Source organism: Kineococcus sp. AC630, assembly GCF_979255925.1.
The window spans coordinates 1-19,112 of sequence record NZ_CEEDMJ010000005.1 but is presented as its reverse complement, the minus strand read 5'-3'; the positions used below and the strand labels follow the sequence as shown (position 1 = coordinate 19,112).

The window sequence follows — 19,112 nt, the reverse complement described above, 5'->3', positions numbered from 1 at the left end:
GGGGTGCTCTCCCTCGACCTGCACCCCGTCTTCCGCAGCGGCCGCGACATCGACAACGCCCTGCGCACGTTCCTGCTGCGGGCCGCCGCGAGCGGTGAACCGCAGGCGGAGATCGTGTGCGGCAAGGGGTCCGGGCAGCTGTGCGAGCGGGTGCTGACGTTCCTGCGCCAGCCCCACGTCCGCCGGTTGCACGCGGGCGCCGCGCCCGATCCGCACAACCCGGGTCGGGTCCTGGTGCGCTTCGAGCGCGCGGTCGGTCGTCCGGTCAGTCGTCGGGTCAGTCGTCCCGTCAGTACGGAGCGACCAGCTTGACGATCGACTCGACGATGACCCGGCTGGCCGACCCGTCGCCGTAGGGCGAGGGAACGTCCAGCAGCGCGCGCGGGTCCTCGGCCAGCGCGGAACGCACCGCGGCGCCCAGGCGCAACCCACCCGGGACCAGCGTGGCGAAGGTCCCCAGCACCTCCGGGCGTTCGGTGGAGCGGCGCAGCACGAGCAGCCGCTTCTTGAGGACGCTGACCTCCTCCTGCACGCCGCCGGAGTCGGAGACCACGAGGCGGGCCCGGTCCAGCAGCGCCAGGAACTCCGCCGGCGGCTGCGGTGCGATGGTCGTGAAGGCGTCGAGGAGGTCACCGAGACCGTTGCCGCGCAGGCGGTCCAGCGTCCGCGGGTGGGCCGGGAAGACGACCTGCAGGCCCCCGTCGACGACGCCGCGCAGTTCGGCGAGCACCTGACGCAGGACGGCCGGGTTGTCGACGTTCTCCGGCTGGTGGAGCGTCAGGAGGAGGTGGTCGCCGTGGATCCCGAGGCCGGCGAGGATCCGGTCCTGCTCCTCCCGCGCCGGCAGCAGCTGCTGGACGGACTCCACCACGGTGTTCCCGGTCAGCAGGATCCGTTCGTCGGAGATCCCCTCGGCGCGCAGGTGGGCGACGGCGGTCGGGGTCGGGGCGCAGCAGAGGTCGGCCAGGTGGTCGATGGTGACGCGGTGGTGCTCCTCGGGCGTCCGCCGGTCGAAGCTGCGCAGACCGGCCTCGACGTGCACGAGCGGCAGGTCGGCGGCGTTCGCGGCCAGCGCGCCCGCCAGGGCGGCCGTCGTGTCGCCCTGCACGACGACGCAGGAGGGCCGGTGCCGCGCGAAGGTGGCGTCGAGCGCGGCCACCGCCGCCCCCAGCTGGTGACCGCGCGAGGTCCCGCCCACGCCCAGACCGAGCGGGGTGGTGGCGAAGCCGAGCTGGGCCGTGACGTCGGACCACATCGGGGCGTCGTCGTGCTGGCCGGTGTGCACGAGCAGTCCGGCCCCGCCGAGCCGGCGCACCACGTCCGCGAGCTTGATGGCCTCCGGGCGGGTGCCGAGCACGACGGCGACCGGGCCGGGAGCGTCCTCGCCGACGGGGAACCCGAGCGGTCGCCGCAGGCCCCGCGGACGCTCGGGCACGGGGAGGTCGGCGGAGCTCATCGTCGGGGTGGCCACGTACGGACGGTAGGCCGGTGGACACCCCCGGCGAGGTGCTTCCACCGCGATCCGGTGAGAGTTCACACCAACTGCGCACCCGTTGTCGCAGAACGTGTTCGGTCAGGAACGAAGCGTGCGTGAGAGACCACGAAGGACCACGAGGGGCCCGTGTCGGACCCGCGACCTAACCTCGTACCCGTGCCCGACCCCGCCACCTACCGCCCCAAGCCGGGGGAGATCCCGCTCGATCCCGGGGTGTACCGCTTCCGCGACCCCCAGGGCCGCGTGATCTACGTCGGCAAGGCCAAGAACCTGCGCGCCCGGCTCTCCAACTACTTCCAGGACCTCTCGGCCCTGCACCCGCGCACGATGACGATGGTCACCACCGCCGCCAGCGTCGAGTGGACCGTGGTCACCACCGAGGTCGAGGCCCTGCAGCTGGAGTACTCCTGGATCAAGGAGTTCGACCCGCGCTTCAACGTCAAGTACCGCGACGACAAGTCCTACCCCTACCTCGCCGTCACCATGGGTGAGGACGTCCCCCGGGTCCAGGTCATGCGCGGGGCCAAGCGCAAGGGCACCCGCTACTTCGGCCCCTACACCCACGCCTGGGCCATCCGCGAGACGGTCGACCTGCTGCTGCGCGTCTTCCCCGTCCGCACCTGCTCCACCGGCGTCTACAAGCGCGCCGGTCAGGTCGGACGCCCCTGCCTGCTCGGCCACATCGACAAGTGCTCCGCCCCCTGCGTCGGCAAGATCAGCCCCGAGGACCACCAGGCCCTCGCCCAGGACTTCTGCGACTTCATGGCCGGCAACACCCAGAAGTTCGTCCGCCGCACCGAACGCGAGATGAAGGCCGCCGCCGCCGACCTCGACTACGAACGCGCCGCCCGGCTGCGCGACGACCTCGGCGCCCTCGACAAGGCGCTGGAGAAGTCCGCCGTCGTCCTGCCCGACGCCACCGACGCCGACGTCTTCGCCATCGCCGACGACGAGCTCGAAGCCGCCGTCCAGGTCTTCCACGTCCGCGGCGGCCGGGTCCGGGGCCAGCGCGGCTGGATCTCCGAGAAGGTCGAGGACGTCGGCACCCCCGAACTCGTCGAACAGCTCCTGCTCCAGGTCTACGGCGGCGAGACCGGCGAGGGCGTCCCCCGCGAGGTCCTCGTCCCCGAACTGCCCGCCACCGTCGAGAGCGACGTCGAGGACTGGCTCTCCGAACTGCGCGGCTCCCGGGTGGACCTGCGGGTGCCCCAGCGCGGGGACAAGCGCGCCCTGATGGAGACGGTGCAGCGCAACGCCTCCCAGGCCCTCGTCCTGCACAAGACCCGCCGCGGCGGGGACCTCACCACCCGCAGCCAGGCGCTGCAGGAACTGCAGGAGGCCCTCGGCCTCGACGAGGCCCCGCTGCGCATCGAGTGCTACGACGTCTCCCACACCCAGGAGACCAACGTCGTCGCCTCGATGGTCGTCTTCGAGGACGGCCTGCCCAAGAAGTCCGACTACCGCCGCTTCGCCGTCCGCGGCGACGAGGGCGGCGTCGACGACACCCGCGCCATGCGCGAGGTCCTCACCCGCCGCTTCCGCCGGCTGCGCAGCGACGAGGCCGACGACGCACGCATCACCGAGACCGACGACGGAGCCGAGATCGAGACCTCCGCCCCGGTCAGCGGGGAGGTCCTCGCCGGCATCGACCCCGACACCGGCCGCCCCCGCCGCTTCTCCTACGCCCCCAACCTCGTCGTCGTCGACGGCGGCCAGCCCCAGGTCGAGGCCGCCGCCCGGGCGCTCGCGGACGTCGGGATCGTCGACGTCGCGCTCTGCGGCCTGGCCAAGCGCCTCGAGGAGGTCTGGCTGCCGGGGGAGGCGCACCCGATCGTGCTGCCCCGCACCAGTCCCGGGTTGTTCCTGCTGCAACGGGTCCGCGACGAGGCGCACCGCTTCGCCATCACGTACCACCGCTCCAAGCGCAGCAAGGCGATGACGACCAGCGCCCTCGACGGCGTGCCCGGCCTCGGTCAGGCCCGCAAGACGGCGCTGCTGCGCCACTTCGGGTCGGTGAAGAAGCTCCGTGCCGCCTCCGCCGAGGAGGTCGCGGCCGTCCCCGGCATGGGACCGCGCACGGCGCAGGCCGTCGTCGAGGCGTTGCAGGGGGGCGGGACCCAGGCGGTCGACACCGCGGCGCAGCCCGCGGTCAACACGGCCACGGGGGAGCTCCTCGACTGACGGCCGGGACCGCCCCGCTGGAACGCAGGGTGATCGGACGACAGCGACGAGTGCCAGGCTCGTCGCGGGCGACACGCCCGGGATGACAGGATGGGCGAGTGCAGGACGCGGCGGACAGTACGAGCGACGCAGGGGACGGGGAACGGCCACGCCGTCCCGAACTCCTGATCATCACCGGCATGTCGGGGGCCGGGCGCTCGACCACCGGCAAGGCGCTGGAGGACCTCGGCTGGTACGTCGTCGACAACCTCCCGCCGCAGATGCTGGAACCGCTCGCGGAACTCGCCGCCCGGGCCGGGCTGACCATCCCGCGCCTCGCCGTCGTCGTCGACGTCCGCGGTCGCACGTTCTTCGCCGAGCTCACCGGGGCGCTGGCCGCCCTCGACACCCGGCACGTGTCCCCGCGGGTGCTGTTCCTCGACGCCACCGACGACGTCCTGGTGCGCCGCTTCGAATCCGTGCGCCGTCCGCACCCGCTGCAGGGCGACGACCGCATCGTCGACGGCATCGCCCGCGAACGCGCCCTCACCGGCGAACTGCGTGCCCGGGCCGACGTCGTCGTGGACTCCAGCTCCTTCAACGTCCACCAGCTCGGTGCGCTGGTCGCCTCGCTCTTCGAGGCCGACCGCGCGGAGGACCTGCGGGTCACGGTCATGAGCTTCGGGTTCAAGTACGGGACCCCCGCCGACGCCGAGCACGTCGCCGACGTCCGGTTCATCCCGAACCCGCACTGGGAACCCGAACTGCGCCCGCTCACCGGTCAGGACGCCCCCGTCGCCGAGTTCGTCCTCGCCGCCGACGGGGCCGCGACGTTCCTCGACCGCTACGAGGCCGCGCTCGCGCCGGTCTTCGACGGTTACCGGCGGGAGAACAAGCGCTACGCGACGATCGCCTTCGGCTGCACCGGCGGCAAGCACCGTTCGGTCGCGATGACCGAGGAACTGGGCAAGCGGCTGCGCCGTGACGGGGTGCCGGTGCGCGTCCTGCACCGCGACCTGGGCCGGGAGTGAGCACGCTGCCCGAGCACTCGCACCCCTCGTCCACGAGCTTCCCGACCGGCATGATCCCCACCGTCGGGGCCGTTCCGGCGACGGGTTCCCCGCCCCTCACCCCGTCCGGGGTCGGCGCCTCCGGTGCGCCCGCCGTGGTCGCCCTCGGCGGCGGCCACGGGCTCTCGGCCTCGCTCTCGGCCCTGCGTCACCTCACCGACCGCCTGACCGCGGTCGTGACCGTCGCCGACGACGGCGGTTCCTCCGGGCGGTTGCGCCGGGAGCTCGGCGGCCTGCCGCCGGGTGACCTGCGGATGGCCCTGTCCGCCCTCTGCGACGACTCCGAGTGGGGCCGGACCTGGCGCGACGTGCTGCAGCACCGCTTCTCCAGCGAGGGGTCGCTGCACGGTCACGCCACCGGCAACCTGCTCATCTCGACGCTGTGGGAACTGCTCGGTGACGAGGTCGCCGGCCTGGACTGGGTGGGGCGCCTGCTCGGGGCCCGGGGCCGGGTGCTGCCGATGGCCGCGGTCCCGCTCGACATCGAGGCCGACGTCCTCGGTCTCGTCGAGGGCGCCCCGGAGGAGACGACCGCGGTGCGCGGACAGGTCGCGGTGGCCTCCACGACGGGTCGCGTGGCGAACGTCCGGCTCGTCCCCTCCGACCCACCGGTGCGCCCCGAGGTCGTCGAGGCCATCGGGTCGGCCGACTGGGTCGTGCTCGGGCCGGGGTCGTGGTTCACCAGCGTCCTGCCGCACCTCATGGTGCCGGGACTGCTCGCGGCGCTGACCAGCACCCGGGCCCGGACGTGCGTCACGCTGAACCTCGCCGTCCAGCCGGGGGAGACCGACGGCTTCAGCGCCGAGGCGTACCTCGAGGTCCTCGCGGCCCACGCCCCGGAGCTGGTGATCGACGCGGTCCTGGCGGACCCGGTGGCCGTCGGGGACGTGGACTCGCTGGTGCGGGTCGCGGAGGCCCTCGGTGCGGAGGTGTTGCTGCGCAGCGTGTCGATGGGCGACGGAACCCCCCGCCACGACGCGCTGCGGTTGGCCGCGGCCTACCGTGACGTCTTCTCCTCGCCCCGGTTCGCGGCGCGGTGAAGGCTGCGGTGGTAGTCGTGGAACCAGACGTGTGGACAGACGTGCGGACAGAGCAGGAACGAGGAGACTCACGCGTGGTGCGGGTGTCGGGGGAGGTCCAGTCATGGCGATGACGGCAGCGGTCAAGGACGAGCTGAGCCGGTTGCCGGTGACGACGACGGCGGCGCGCAAGGCCGAGGTGTCGGTGATGCTGCGCTTCGCCGGCGGGTTGCACATCGTGTCCGGTCGCATCGTCATCGAGGCCGAGCTCGACTCGGCCTCGATCGCACGGCGCCTGCGACGCGACATCGCCGACGTGTTCGGTCACCCCAGCGACCTGCTGGTCGTCCAGGCGGGGGGGCTGCGCCGGGGGACCCGCTACGTGCTGCGCGTCGCGCGCGACGGGGAGTCGCTGGCCCGCCAGACGGGACTGCTCGACACCCGGGGTCGCCCGGTCCGCGGGTTGCCCTCGCACATCGTCTCCAGCTCCGCCCAGATCGCCGAGGCCGCCTGGCGCGGGGCGTTCCTGGCCCGCGGTTCGCTCACGGAACCCGGCCGCTCCGCCGCGCTCGAGGTGACCTGCCCCGGTCCGGAGGCGGCGTTGGCCCTCGTCGGTGCGGCCCGCCGCCTCGACCTGTCGGCGAAGGCCCGCGAGGTCCGCGGCGTCGACCGCGTCGTGCTGCGCGACGGCGACGCCATCAGCGCGCTGCTCACGCGCCTCGGGGCCCACGACGCGATGATGACCTGGGAGGAGCGCCGGATGCGGCGCGAGGTCCGCGCCACCGCCAACCGCCTCGCGAACTTCGACGACGCCAACCTGCGCCGCTCCGCGCGGGCCGCGGTCGCCGCGGGAGCGCGGGTGGAACGGGCGCTGGAACTGCTCGGCGACGAGATCCCCGACCACCTGCTGCAGGCCGGTCGGCTGCGACTGGAGCACAAGCAGGCCAGCCTCGAAGAGCTGGGTCAGCTCGCCGACCCGCCCATGACCAAGGACGCGATCGCCGGCCGGATCCGGCGGCTGCTCGGCATGGCGGACAAGAAGGCCATCGAGCTCGGGATCCCGGGTACGGAGTCCGGGCTCACGGCGGACATGCTCGACGCCTGAGCGCGGACCCCCGTTCACGGGCAACGTGACGCAGGCCATAAGGTCGGGGCGACGCCGCGGGGCCGCGGCGCAGCACCCGTAGGACCAGACACAGGACCGGTACCGCAAGCACGAGACGCACCAGGCCCGCCCGGTCGAGGGTGCGTCAAGGAGGAGAGCGCATGACCACTCGCGTCGGCATCAACGGATTCGGTCGCATCGGCCGCAACTTCTTCCGCGCGGCACTCGCGCAGAACGCGGACTTCGAGATCGTCGCGGTCAACGACCTCACCGACGCGAAGGCCCTGGCCCACCTGCTCAAGCACGACTCGATCCTCGGCAAGCTCGCCGAGGACGTCCGGGTCGAGGGTGACTCCATCGTCGTCGGCTCGAAGACGATCAAGGTCCTCGCCGACCGCGACCCCGCCAACCTCGGCTGGGGCGCGCTGGGCGTCGACGTCGTCGTGGAGTCCACCGGGTTCTTCACCGACGGCGAGAAGGCCAAGGCGCACCTCACCGCCGGCGCCAAGAAGGTCGTCATCTCCGCCCCGGCGACCAACAACGACGTCACCCTGGTCATGGGGGTCAACGACTCCGACTACGACGGCTCGAAGCACTCGATCATCTCGAACGCGTCCTGCACCACGAACTGCCTGGCCCCGCTGGCGAAGGTCCTCGAGGACTCCTTCGGCATCGAACGCGGTCTGATGACCACGATCCACGCCTACACCGCGGACCAGAACCTGCAGGACGGCCCGCACAAGGACCTCCGCCGCGCCCGCGCCGCAGCCCTCAACATCGTGCCGACCTCGACCGGTGCGGCCAAGGCGATCGGCCTGGTCCTGCCGCAGCTCAAGGGCAAGCTCGACGGCTACGCGCTGCGCGTCCCGGTCCCGACCGGCTCGGCGACCGACCTGACCGTCACGCTGGCCCGCGAGGTCACCGTCGACGAGGTCAACGCCGCCTACCAGGCCGCGGCCGACGGTCCGCTCAAGGGCTACCTCGTCTACTCCGACGAGCCGCTGGTCTCCACCGACATCGTGACCGACCCCGCGTCGTGCATCTACGACTCGGGCCTCACCAAGGTCAACGGCAACCAGGTCAAGGTCGTCGGCTGGTACGACAACGAGTGGGGCTACTCCAACCGCCTCGTCGACCTCGTCAAGCTCGTCGGCTCCTCGCTCTGAGGTCCTGACACGTCGGCCCGGGCACTCGCGTCACGAGTGCCCGGGCCGTCGTCCGTCCGGACCCGGGCAGTCACGCGAAAGGAACACCCGTGAAGACGATCGACGACCTCGAGGCCCAGATCGGCGGCCTGGCCGGCAAGCGCGTCCTCGTGCGCAGCGACCTCAACGTCCCCCTCGACCAGTCCGGTGACGCTCCCGTCATCACCGACGACGGCCGCATCCGCGCCTCGGTGCCGACGCTGCGTCGTCTCCTCGACGCCGGTGCCCGCGTCGTGGTCACCGCGCACCTCGGCCGCCCCCAGGGCGCCCCCGAGCCCAAGTACTCCCTGGCGCCCGTGCACGCCCGCCTCGTGGAGCTGCTCGAGGGTGTCTCCGTCGGCTTCAGCCCCGTCACCGTGGGGCCGGAGGCCAAGGCCGCGGTCGACGCGCTCGCCGACGGCGAGCTCCTCCTCCTCGAGAACATCCGCTTCAACGCGGGCGAGACCAGCAAGGACGACGGGGAGCGCGGTGCCTTCGCCGACGAGCTCGCCGCCCTCGCCGACGCCTTCGTCTCCGACGGCTTCGGTGCGGTGCACCGCAAGCACGCCAGCGTCTACGACGTCGCGCGCCGGTTGCCGCACGCCGCCGGTGGCCTCGTCGCCACCGAGGTCGAGGTGCTGAAGCGGCTCACGACCTCCCCGGAACGGCCCTACGCCGTCGTCCTGGGCGGCTCGAAGGTCTCCGACAAGCTCGGGGTCATCGACAACCTGCTCGGGTCGCTGCTGAGCGAGGGCGACCGCCTCCTCGTCGGCGGGGGGATGGTCTTCACCTTCCTCAAGGCCCAGGGGTACGAGGTCGGGACCTCGCTGCTCGAGGCCGACCAGCTCGACCGCGTCGCGCAGTACGTGCGGACCGCGAAGGACAAGGGCGTGGAGCTCGTCCTGCCCACCGACGTCGTCGCCGCGACCGCGTTCGCGGCGGACGCCGAGCACGACGTGGTCGCGGCGGACGCCATCCCCGCCGACCGCCTGGGCCTCGACATCGGCCCCGACTCCGGCGCCGCGTTCGCCGCGAAGCTCGCCGACGCGCGCACGGTGTTCTGGAACGGCCCGATGGGCGTCTTCGAGATGGAGCCCTACGCCCACGGCACCCGCGCCGTCGCGCAGGGCATCGTCGACTCCGGCGCCTTCAGCGTCGTCGGCGGCGGCGACTCCGCCGCCGCGGTGCGCAGCCTCGGCTTCGCCGACGCGCAGTTCGGGCACATCTCCACCGGCGGTGGAGCGAGCCTGGAGTACCTGGAGGGCAAGCACCTGCCCGGCCTCGACGTCCTCGACTGACCCGCCCGAACCGACGAGACGAAGGATCGACGATGACCCGCACCCCGCTGATCGCCGGGAACTGGAAGATGACCCTGGACCACCAGCAGGGCACCCTGCTGGTCCAGAAGCTGGACTGGACGCTGAAGGACGCCAAGCACGACTACTCGGTCGTCGAGGTCGCCGTGCTGCCCTCCCACACCAGCCTGCGCACGGTGCAGACGCTGATCGAGGGGGACAAGCTGTCCCTCAAGCTCGGCGCGCAGGACGTCTCCGAGCACGACTCCGGGGCGTACACCGGTGAGGTCTCGGGCGCGATGCTCGCCAAGCTCGGCGTCACCTACGTGGCCGTCGGGCACTCCGAGCGTCGCCAGTACCACGGCGAGGACGACGCGGTCGTGCGGACGAAGACGGCGAAGGCGCTGGCCAACGGGCTGACCCCGATCGTCTGCGTCGGCGAGGCCCTGGAGATCCGCAAGGCCGCGCAGCACGTCGAGTTCACCGTCGGGCAGGTCACGCAGGCGCTCACCGGGCTCACCGCGGAGCAGGTCGCCGGTCTCGTGCTGGCCTACGAACCGGTCTGGGCGATCGGCACCGGCGAGGTCGCGACGCCCGAGGACGCCCAGGAGGTCTGCGCCGCGCTGCGCGCCGCCGTGGCCGAGCAGTTCGACCAGGCCACGGCGGACGCCGTGCGGGTCCTCTACGGCGGCAGCGTGAAGCCCGCGAGCATCGCGGCCATCATGAAGCAGCCCGACGTCGACGGTGCGCTGGTCGGCGGGGCCAGCACGGACGCCGGTGACTTCGCCGCGATCGTCCGCTTCCGCGACCACCCCGCGTGACGAATCTGCGGGAACACCGCCAGTGATGGCTTAGGCTGACCGGTGTGAGCGTGCTCCGCATCGTGCTGCAGGTCATCCTGGGGATCTCCAGCTTCCTCCTGACGCTGTTGATCCTCCTGCACAAGGGCAAGGGGGGTGGGCTGTCCGACATGTTCGGTGGCGGCGTGACGACGAGTCTCTCCGGGTCGAGCATGGCCGAGCGGAACCTCAACCGCTTCACGGTCGGTCTGGGACTGGTCTGGTTCGCCACGATCGTCACCCTCGGCCTCGTCGAGCGGTTCACCAACGAGTTCTGACCAGCCAGCACCGCAGCACGGCATCCACCGAGACTGAAGCAGGAAGAGGACCGACGTGGCAGGTGGCAACGCCATCCGGGGCAGCAGGGTCGGCGCCGGCCCCATGGGCGAGGCGGAACGAGGGGACACCGCGCCCCGCATCCGCATCTCCTACTGGTGCGCCAACGGGCACGAGACGAAGCCGAGCTTCGCCGAGGAGTCCGGGGTCGAACCCCCCGAGACCTGGGACTGCCCGCGGTGCGGGTTCCCCGCCGGCACGGACCGGGCCAACCCGCCCGCTCCGTTGAAGAACGAGCCGTACAAGACGCACCTGGCCTACGTGAAGGAACGTCGCTCCGACGCGGACGGCGAGGCCATCCTCAACGAAGCGCTCGACTCCCTGCGGGCCCGCGGTCTCATCCGCTGACCTGTCGAACGGGAGAAGGCCCCCTGCGGTTCCCGCAGGGGGCCGTCTCCCGTTCCTGGTGGTTCAGAGGTCGGAGGCCGCGGTCTCGTCGACGAGCCAGAGCGTCCGTTCGGTCCCGAAGACCCCCGCCGCGGGGGTCTCGGAGACGTCGCCGGCCGCGACCCCCCGGGCCACGGCGGCCGCCTTCTCGGCACCGGCCGCCACGAGCCAGACCTGGCGGGCGCGCGCGATGGCCCCGAAGGTGAACGACACCCGCAACGGCGGCGGCTTCGGGGACTCCCGGACCCCGACGACGCTGGAGTCGTCGCGACCCAGCCCGGGGTGGTGCGGGAACAACGACGCGACGTGACCGTCGGGCCCCATCCCCAGGAGCAGGACGTCGAACGCGGGGACCTCGGCCCCGCCCCCGAAGGCCAGCAGCTCGGCCGCGTAGCGGGCCGCGGCCGCGTCGAGGTCATCCCCGTCCGGACCGTCGGTAGCCGGCGGCAGGTGCACCGTGGACGGGTCCAACGGCAGCGCGTCGAGGAGTGCGTCGGCGGCCTGGGTCGCGTTGCGATCCGGGTCACCGGTGGCGAGGAACCGTTCGTCGCTCCACCACAGGTGGACGCGGGACCAGTCGACGCTGTCGCGCGCGGGGGAGGACCCCACCGCGGCGAGCGTCTTGCCCCCGATGGTGCCGCCCGTGAGCGACACGTGCGCGACCCCGCGTTCGGCCTGGGCGTCCGCGATGGCCGCGAGCAACCGTCCGGCCGTCGCGGCGGCCAGCACGTCCGGCGTCGCGTGCCGGACGACGAGCGCCCGGGTCACGCCGTGGCCTTCTTCGCGACGGCCCGCTTGCGCGGAGCCGCCTTCTTGGCCGCCGGGGTGGGGCTGACCGGTGCCGCCAGCGTCAGGTCCCCGCCGCGTTCCGGCTCCGGCGGGGTGCCCTTCATGCTGCGCGAGACCTTGGCCGATTGCTGCTCGGCGGCGGCCTGGCGCTTCGCGGCGGCCGCCGGGGTCGAGAGCTTCCCGGCGGTCTGCGCGTCGCGGACGGACATGACCTTCTTGTTGACCTGGGGCAGGCCGTCGGCCAGGACCTCGCCGTAGACGTCGTCCGGGTCGAGACGGCGCAGCTCCTCGGACAGGCAGTCCTTCACCAGTCGACGCGCCAGCGACAGCCGACGGTCGGGCTGGCCGGGCTGGGTGAGGGTGGCGACGCTCTGCTCCGGCCGGATGAGCTCCACCGCACCGGACTTGCGCTCCAACCGGACGCTCTGCACCCCGGTCCCACGCTTGGTGCGGGCCCGCACGACCGGTGCCTTGAGCTTCGCCGCGAGCCACGCCGCGAGGAGTTCGGTGCTGGGGCTGTCCGGGGCACCGGCCACCGTGATCGAGGTGACCGGCTCGTAGGGCGGCTGGTCCAGCGCAGCCGCGAGCAGCGCACGCCAGTTGGTCAGCCGCGTCCACGCCAGGTCGGTGTCACCGGCCCGGTAGCTGGTGCGGCGGGAGTCCAGCGCCTTGGCCGGGTCCCGCGCCTCCGCCGAGTCGGTGATGCGGCGCTGCGCGATGGCCCCGATGGGGTCGGTGCGCAGGTCGTCGGGCGCGGTCCCGGGCCAGTACGCCACGATCGGCGCGTCGGGCAGCAGCAGGGAGACGATGGTCGTCTCCCCGTGCTCGACGAGCGGGCCGTAGGCGCGCAGCACGATGACCTCGCTCGCGCCGGCGTCGCCGCCGACGCGGATCTGGGCGTCGAGACGGGCCGCACCGCGCTTGTTGCCGCGGGCCAGCACGAGCACCCGGCAGGGGTGCTCGCGGCTGGCCTCGTTGGCCGCCGAGATGGCGTCCTCGGCGTGGGCGTCGTCGGTGATGACGACGAGGGTCAGGACCCGGCCGAGCGCGACGGCCCCGCCGGAGTCCCGCAGGTCGACCATCGCCTTGTTGATGGCGCTGGTCGACGTGCTGGGCAGGTCGATGATCACATCAGCTCCTGGTGGGTCTGGCTCACGGGCGCCGCCACTGCCGGCCGGACCGTTCGAGCATGGCGTCGGCCGAGGCAGGGCCCCAGTTGCCCGACGCGTAGGGCTCGGGCTTGCCGTTCTTGGCCCAGAACTGCGTGATCGGGTCGAGGACCTTCCACGACAGTTCGACCTCGGTGTGGCTGGGGAAGAGCGGCGGGTCACCCAGCAGCACGTCGAGGATGAGGCGTTCGTAGGCCTCGGGGCTGGACTCGGTGAAGGCGTGGCCGTACCCGAAGTCCATGGTCACGTCGCGCACCTCCATGGCCGTCCCGGGGACCTTCGACCCGAACCGCATGGTGATGCCCTCGTCGGGCTGCACCCGGATCACCAGGGCGTTCTGCCCGAGTTCCTCGGTGGCGGTCTTCTCGAAGGGCAGGTGCGGGGCACGCTTGAAGACCACCGCGATCTCGGTCACCCGACGGCCGAGCCGCTTGCCGGCCCGCAGGTAGAACGGGACCCCCGCCCAGCGGCGGGTGTCGATCTCGAGCTCGATCGCCGCGAACGTCTCCGTCGTCGAGGTCGAGGGGATCCCGTCCTCGTCGAGGTAGCCCTTGACGAACTCCGAACCCTGCCAGCCCGAGGCGTACTGGCCCCGTGCCGTCGACTTCGCGATGTCCTTGGCCGGACGCACGGCGGAGAGGACCTTGGCCTTCTCCGCACGCAGGTCGGCGGCGTCGAAGGAGACGGGCTCCTCCATCGCGGTCAGCGCCAGCAGCTGCAGGAGGTGGTTCTGGATGACGTCGCGCGCGGCGCCGATCCCGTCGTAGTACCCCGCGCGGCCACCGATGCCGATGTCCTCGGCCATGGTGATCTGCACGTGGTCGACGTGGTTGGCGTTCCAGAGCGGCTCGAACATCTGGTTGGCGAAACGCAGCGCCAGGATGTTCTGGACCGTCTCCTTGCCGAGGTAGTGGTCGATGCGGAACACCGAGTCCGGCGGGAACACGTTCTCGACGACGGCGTTCAGCTCGCGCGCCGACTTGAGGTCGTGCCCGAAGGGCTTCTCGATGACGACGCGTCGCCACTGGTCGCCGTGCTGGGCGCTCAACCCGCTGCGCGCCAACTGCTTGGCGACGACGGGGAAGAACCGCGGCGGGATCGACATGTAGAACGCGTGGTTCCCGCCGGTGCCGCGGACCCGGTCGAGGTCGGCGACGGTCGTGGCGAGCTGGTCGAACGCCTCGTCGTCGTCGAACTCACCGGGGACGAACCGGAAGCCCTCGGCGAGCTGGGCCCACACGGACTCCCGGAAGGGGGTCCGGGCGTGCTGGCGCACCGAGTCGTAGACGATCTTGCCGAAGTCCTGGTCGACCCAGTCGCGACGGGCGAAACCCGTCAGCGCGAAACCGGGGGGCAGCAGGCCCCGGTTCGCCAGGTCGTAGATCGCGGGCATGAGCTTCTTGCGCGCGAGGTCACCCGTCACGCCGAACATCACCATGCCGCACGGACCGGCGATCCGCGGGAGCCGACGGTCCCGCGGATCGCGCAGCGGGTTCTCCGCGTGCGTCACCCGCGTCGGACTCACTGGGCGTCGACCTGCGTCTTCACTCGCTCCAGCTCGTCGGTGACGGTGGTGAGCAGCTCGCCCCAGCTCTTCTCGAACTTGTCGAGACCGTCGGTCTCGAGGAACTCGACGACGTCGGTGTAGGAGACACCGAGACGCTCGAGGTCGTCGAGGACGGCCTGGGACTCGCCGTAGGAACCGCGGATGGTGTCCCCGGTGACCTCGGCGTGGTCGATGGTCGCCTCGAGGGTCTTGCCCGGCATCGTGTTCACGGTGTTCGGGGCGACGAGCCCGGTGACGTAGAGGGTGTCGGGGAGGTCGGGGTTCTTGACCCCGGTCGAGGCCCACAGCGGACGCTGCGCGCGGGCGCCGGACTCCTTGAGGACCTGCCAGCGCGGGGTCGAGAAGACCTCCTCGTAGGCCTGGTAGGCCAGGCGCGCGTTGGCCAGACCGGCCTTGGACCGCAGGGCCTTGGCCTCGTCGGTCCCGATCTCCTCGAGGCGCTTGTCGATCTCGGTGTCGACGCGGGAGACGAAGAAGGAGGCGACCGACTCGATCTTGGAGATGTCGTGGCCGTTCTGCTTGGCCTGCTCGAGCCCGGTGAGGAACGCCTGCATGACGGCGCGGTAGCGGTCGAGGGAGAAGATCAGGGTCACGTTGACGCTGATGCCCTCGGAGATCGCGGTGGTGATCGCGGCGAGGCCTTCAACGGTCGCGGGGATCTTGATGTAGAGGTTCTGGCGGTCGACGGCCTTCCACAGCTTGCGCGCGGAGACCTCGGTGCCGGCGGTGTCGCGCGCCTGGCGCGGGTCGACCTCGAGGGAGACGCGGCCGTCGAGCCCGTCGGTGCGGTCGAAGACCGGCTTGAGCACGTCGCACGCCTTGCGGACGTCCTCGGTGGTGATCTGGAAGACGGCTTCCTCGGTGTCGGCGCCGGCGGCGACGAGTTCCTTCACCTGGTCGGTGTAGCGGTCGCCCTTGCTCAGCGCGCTCGCGAAGATCGTCGGGTTCGAGGTGACGCCGAGGACACCGGCCTCGACAAGGCGGCCGAGTTCACCGCCGTCGGTCAGCTCGCGGGAGAGGTCGTCCAGCCAGACCGACACGCCGTGTTCGTGCAGGGTCTCGAGGTTGTTGCTCATGAGGTGCTCCGTTCCATCGTCCACTGGGTGGGTGGGCGCCGGGACGGCGCCCGCAGAACCCGGGGGCCGCGGATCGCGGCCCCCGGGAAGAGGTCACTGCAGACCGGCGAGGGATTCCTTGGCCGCGGTGACGACCGCGGTGTCGGTCATGCCGAACTCGCGGTAGAGGTCCTGGTAGTCCGCCGAGGCACCGAAGTGCTCGATGCCGACGACGCGACCGGCGTCGCCGGTCAGGTCGTGCCAGCCCTGGGCGATGCCCGCCTCGACGGCCACGCGCGCCTTGACGCCCGGGATGAGGACGGTGTCGCGGTAGGACTGGTCCTGCGCGTCGAACCACTCACGGCACGGCATCGACACCACGCGGGTGGGGATGCCCTCGGCCTCGAGCTTCTCGCGGGCGGCGACCGCGATCTGCACCTCGGAGCCGGTCCCGATGAGGATGACCTCGGGGTTCGCGGTGGAGGCGTCGACGAGGACGTACCCGCCCTTGGCGACGCCGTCGGCCGCGCCCCAGCCCGGCTGCGAACGGTCGAAGGTGGGCAGGTCCTGGCGGGAGAGGGCCAGACCGGCGGGCCGGTTCGTCGTCTCCAGGATCGTCTTCCACGCCCACGCGGTCTCGTTGGCGTCGCCGGGGCGCACCACGTCGAAGCCGGGGATGGCGCGCAGCGCGGCGAGGTGCTCGATCGGCTGGTGGGTCGGGCCGTCCTCGCCCAGGCCGATGGAGTCGTGGGTCCAGACGTAGGTCACCGGCAGCTGCATGATCGAGGCCAGGCGGACCGCGGGACGCATGTAGTCGCTGAAGACCAGGAAGGTGCCGCCGTAGGGACGGGTCCCGCCGTGCAGCGCGATGCCGTTGAGGATCGACCCCATGGCGTGCTCGCGGATGCCGAAGTGCAGCACGCGGCCGTAGAGGTTGCCGTCCCAGGTCTTGGTGGTGCGGCTGGGGGGCAGGAAGGACGGTTCGCCCTTGAGGGAGGTCAGGTTGGACTCGGCCAGGTCGGCCGAACCGCCCCACAGCTCCGGCAGCGAGGACGCGATGGCGTTGAGGACCTGGCCGGAGGCCTTGCGCGAGGCCATCGCCTTGCCGGGTTCGAAGACGGGCAGCGACTGCTCCCAGCCCGCGGGCAGGGTGCGGGTGCGCATGCGGTCGAAGAGCTCCGCACGCTCACCGGCGTCCTCGCGCCACGCGTCGTAGTCGCTCTGCCAGGCCTCGTGGGCGCTCTTGCCGCGCTCGCGGACGGCGCGGGCGAAGCCGAGGACCTCGTCGGAGACGTCGAAGGTCTTCTCGGGGTCGAAGCCGAGGACCTCCTTGGTGGCCTTGACCTCGGCCTCGCCCAGCGCGGAGCCGTGCGACTTGCCGGTGTTCTGCAGGGTCGGCGCGGGGTAGGCGATGATCGTGCGCAGCACGATGATCGAGGGCTTGCCCGTCTCGGCCTTGGCGGCCTCGATGGCGGCGTGCAGGCCGGCGACGTCCTCGGTGTAGGGGCCTTCGCCGCCGTTGGTCCAGTCCATGGTCTGGACGTGCCAGCCGTAGGCCTCGTAGCGCTTGGCGGTGTCCTCGCCGAGCGCGATCGCGGTGTCGTCCTCGATGGAGATGTGGTTCTGGTCGTAGATGACGACCAGGTTGCCCAGCTCCTGGACCCCGGCGATGGCGGAGGCCTCGGAGGTCACGCCCTCCTCGATGTCCCCGTCTGAGCACAGCACGTAGACGTGGTGGTCGAAGGGGCTGGTGCCGGGGGCGGCCTCGGGGTCGAACAGGCCGCGCTCGCGGCGGGCGGCCATGGCCATCCCCACGGCGGAGGACAGACCCTGGCCCAGCGGGCCGGTGGTCATCTCGACGCCGGCGGTGTGTCCGTGCTCGGGGTGGCCGGGGGTCTTGGAACCCCACTTGCGCAGCGCCTTCAGGTCGTCGAGCTCCAGGCCGTAGCCGGAGAGGTAGAGCTGGTTGTACAGCGTCAGGCTCGAGTGCCCGCAGGACAGCACGAACCGGTCGCGCCCGACCCAGTCCGGGTCGGCGGGGTCGTGCCGGAGGACCTTCTGGAACAGCAGGGTGGCCACCGGGGCGAGGCTCATGGCCGTACCCGGGTGACCGTTGCCGGCGCGCTGCACCGCGTCCATCGCCAGGACGCGGGCGGTGTCCACCGTCCTCTGGTCCAAGTCGCTCCACTCGAAGCTGGGCTGGCTCACGTGTCTCCTCCCGTGCGAACCAGCTGACCGACCAGCGCCGGGATGGCGGTGGAGGACCGGCCGTGGTCCGCTCTGTGTCTCCGTCGTCCGTCGCCACCGCGTGCGGTGCGACGTCCCGAGGCGTTCGTCTGTGTGCGGCTCCTCCGTCCCGACACGACGGGCGCGGCGGGAGGATCACCGAGTGCGAGCCTACTCGCACGGGACTCTGGCGCAGCTCGTGAGGGTGGCGCACCGGGAGTGCTCAGGGGCCTCGTGCGACGTCCCGTCGCCGACACGGGAGGTGGCGCCGCGTACGACACTGCGTAGCAGCGGCGTAAGCTCGTGCTCGCCCGTTGTCGCCTCGCCCTGAGGACACTGTGACCGTCGCCGACCCGCGTCTGACCGACGCCCCCGCGCACTCCCGGACCAGCTTGCTGGGCCGGCGCCGCAAGGGGCGTCCTCCGCGTTACCCCCGGGTGGCCGCCTACGTGGCGCTCACCAAGCCGCGCATCGTCGAGCTGCTGCTCATCACGACCATCCCGGTCATGCTCTTCGCCGCGGGTGGCCTGCCGTCCGGCTGGCTCATCCTGACGACGTTCGTCGGTGGGGCGTTGTCCGCGGGCTGCGCGAACACGCTCAACTGCTACTTCGACCGCGACATCGACGCGTTGATGAAGCGCACCGAGAACCGACCGCTGGTGACGGGTCTGATCTCACCGAACCAGGCGCTCGTCTTCGCCACGGTCCTGGGGCTCGCCTCGACGGCGATCTTCGTCGCGTTCGTCAACGTCCTCTCCGCGGCGCTGGCGTTGCTCGCGATCCTGCTCTACGTCGTGGGCTACACGCTGCTGCTGAAGCGCCGGACCTCCCAGAACATCGTCTGGGGCGGGGTCGCGGGGTGCATGCAGGTGCTCATCGGCTGGACCGCGGTGCGCGACTCCCTGGACTGGGCGCCCTTCGTGCTGTTCGGCGTGATCTTCCTCTGGACCCCGCCGCACTACTGGCCCCTCTCGGTGCGCTACCGCGAGGACTACGCCAACGCCGGGGTCCCGATGCTCCCCGTCGTCGCGAAACCCACGACGGTCTCGCGCCAGATCGTGCTCTACACGATCGCGATGGTGCTCTGCTCGTTGCTGCTGGTGCCGCTCGGGAACGCCGGTGTCGTCTACGGGGCGGCCGCGCTCGTGCTCGGCGTCGGGTTCCTCGTGCAGACGATCGGGTTGCACCGCAGGGCGACCCGCTTCGAGCGGGAGACCGGGGGGCGCGACGCCGGAACCCTGGAGCAGCTGAAGCAGATCTCCCCGATGGGGGTCTTCCACGGTTCGATCACCTACCTGACGCTGCTGTCGACCGCCGTCGCGGTCGACCCGTTCGTGAGCGTCGGCTGGCCGTTCTGACCGCCTGACGAACGAACGACGAGAGCCGCCGTGGACGAGTTGTCCACGGCGGCTCTTC

General features: G+C 71.8%; 17 protein-coding genes. 11 read left to right on the top strand and 6 right to left on the bottom strand.

The features are described 5' to 3' along the window. Positions 1-3 precede the first annotated feature (3 nt). Positions 4-312: a Smr/MutS family protein gene (locus tag AC0I8G_RS06675; RefSeq protein ID WP_471729241.1), complete on the top strand. Its 309-nt coding sequence runs from the start codon at positions 4-6 to the stop codon at positions 310-312. Here AC0I8G_RS06675 and wecB read toward each other — a convergent pair. Further along, a complete protein-coding gene (wecB, locus tag AC0I8G_RS06670; RefSeq protein ID WP_471729240.1) occupies positions 290-1,471 on the bottom strand; it encodes a non-hydrolyzing UDP-N-acetylglucosamine 2-epimerase in 1,182 nt (393 codons plus the stop codon). The two genes, AC0I8G_RS06675 and wecB, sit on opposite strands and share 23 nt — an antisense overlap. A gap of 180 nt (positions 1,472-1,651) precedes the next feature. On the opposite strand from wecB, the gene uvrC reads away from it, so the two are divergent. The 9 genes from uvrC to AC0I8G_RS06625 all read left to right on the top strand — a co-directional run bounded on the left by uvrC (position 1,652) and on the right by AC0I8G_RS06625 (position 10,851). Next, positions 1,652-3,676 carry an excinuclease ABC subunit UvrC gene (gene uvrC, locus AC0I8G_RS06665; RefSeq protein ID WP_471729239.1) on the top strand — a complete coding sequence of 675 codons (2,025 nt, stop codon included), beginning with the start codon at positions 1,652-1,654 and terminating at the stop codon, positions 3,674-3,676. Between the two features lie 98 nt (positions 3,677-3,774). Beyond that, positions 3,775-4,686: an RNase adapter RapZ gene (rapZ, locus tag AC0I8G_RS06660; RefSeq protein WP_471729238.1), complete on the top strand. Its 912-nt coding sequence runs from the start codon at positions 3,775-3,777 to the stop codon at positions 4,684-4,686. Continuing rightward, positions 4,683-5,765 carry a gluconeogenesis factor YvcK family protein gene (locus tag AC0I8G_RS06655; protein ID WP_380256418.1) on the top strand — a complete coding sequence of 361 codons (1,083 nt, stop codon included), beginning with the start codon at positions 4,683-4,685 and terminating at the stop codon, positions 5,763-5,765. Before rapZ ends, AC0I8G_RS06655 begins: the two co-directional genes overlap by 4 nt. Before the next feature lie 103 nt (positions 5,766-5,868). Further along, positions 5,869-6,849 carry a DNA-binding protein WhiA gene (gene whiA, locus AC0I8G_RS06650; protein ID WP_471729237.1) on the top strand — a complete coding sequence of 327 codons (981 nt, stop codon included), beginning with the start codon at positions 5,869-5,871 and terminating at the stop codon, positions 6,847-6,849. Positions 6,850-7,010: 161 nt separating this feature from the next. Further along, complete coding sequence (gap, locus tag AC0I8G_RS06645; protein WP_380256420.1) at positions 7,011-8,015, top strand: type I glyceraldehyde-3-phosphate dehydrogenase; 1,005 nt, start codon at positions 7,011-7,013, stop codon at positions 8,013-8,015. Positions 8,016-8,104: 89 nt separating this feature from the next. After that, positions 8,105-9,331 carry a phosphoglycerate kinase gene (locus AC0I8G_RS06640; RefSeq protein WP_471729236.1) on the top strand — a complete coding sequence of 409 codons (1,227 nt, stop codon included), beginning with the start codon at positions 8,105-8,107 and terminating at the stop codon, positions 9,329-9,331. A 32-nt stretch (positions 9,332-9,363) separates the two neighbouring features. Further along, complete coding sequence (gene tpiA / locus AC0I8G_RS06635; RefSeq protein ID WP_471729235.1) at positions 9,364-10,149, top strand: triose-phosphate isomerase; 786 nt, start codon at positions 9,364-9,366, stop codon at positions 10,147-10,149. A gap of 44 nt (positions 10,150-10,193) precedes the next feature. Then, the gene (gene secG / locus AC0I8G_RS06630) at positions 10,194-10,445 is read left to right on the top strand and encodes a preprotein translocase subunit SecG (RefSeq protein ID WP_328295989.1); all 252 of its coding nucleotides are present in this window, start codon (positions 10,194-10,196) and stop codon (positions 10,443-10,445) included. 55 nt (positions 10,446-10,500) lie between these two features. Further along, positions 10,501-10,851 carry an RNA polymerase-binding protein RbpA gene (locus AC0I8G_RS06625; RefSeq protein ID WP_328295990.1) on the top strand — a complete coding sequence of 117 codons (351 nt, stop codon included), beginning with the start codon at positions 10,501-10,503 and terminating at the stop codon, positions 10,849-10,851. A 63-nt stretch (positions 10,852-10,914) separates the two neighbouring features. Here AC0I8G_RS06625 and pgl read toward each other — a convergent pair whose 3' ends face one another. The 5 genes from pgl to tkt form a co-directional block, all read right to left on the bottom strand. Then, positions 10,915-11,658 (bottom strand): 6-phosphogluconolactonase, encoded by a 744-nt coding sequence (gene pgl, locus AC0I8G_RS06620; RefSeq protein ID WP_471729234.1) that lies wholly within the window; start codon positions 11,656-11,658, stop codon positions 10,915-10,917. Next, the gene (gene opcA, locus AC0I8G_RS06615) at positions 11,655-12,809 is read right to left on the bottom strand and encodes a glucose-6-phosphate dehydrogenase assembly protein OpcA (RefSeq protein ID WP_471729233.1); all 1,155 of its coding nucleotides are present in this window, start codon (positions 12,807-12,809) and stop codon (positions 11,655-11,657) included. The genes pgl and opcA overlap by 4 nt, the downstream gene beginning before the upstream one ends. A gap of 22 nt (positions 12,810-12,831) precedes the next feature. Next, positions 12,832-14,373, bottom strand: a complete 1,542-nt coding sequence (zwf, locus tag AC0I8G_RS06610) for a glucose-6-phosphate dehydrogenase (RefSeq protein WP_328295993.1) — start codon at positions 14,371-14,373, stop codon at positions 12,832-12,834. Further along, the gene (gene tal, locus AC0I8G_RS06605) at positions 14,370-15,491 is read right to left on the bottom strand and encodes a transaldolase (protein WP_471729232.1); all 1,122 of its coding nucleotides are present in this window, start codon (positions 15,489-15,491) and stop codon (positions 14,370-14,372) included. Before tal ends, zwf begins: the two co-directional genes overlap by 4 nt. 93 nt (positions 15,492-15,584) lie before the next feature. Next, complete coding sequence (gene tkt / locus AC0I8G_RS06600) at positions 15,585-17,678, bottom strand: transketolase (protein WP_471729231.1); 2,094 nt, start codon at positions 17,676-17,678, stop codon at positions 15,585-15,587. A gap of 356 nt (positions 17,679-18,034) precedes the next feature. On the opposite strand from tkt, the gene AC0I8G_RS06595 reads away from it, so the two are divergent. Further along, positions 18,035-19,054: a heme o synthase gene (locus AC0I8G_RS06595; protein WP_471729230.1), complete on the top strand. Its 1,020-nt coding sequence runs from the start codon at positions 18,035-18,037 to the stop codon at positions 19,052-19,054. The last annotated feature ends 58 nt before the right edge of the window (positions 19,055-19,112 follow it).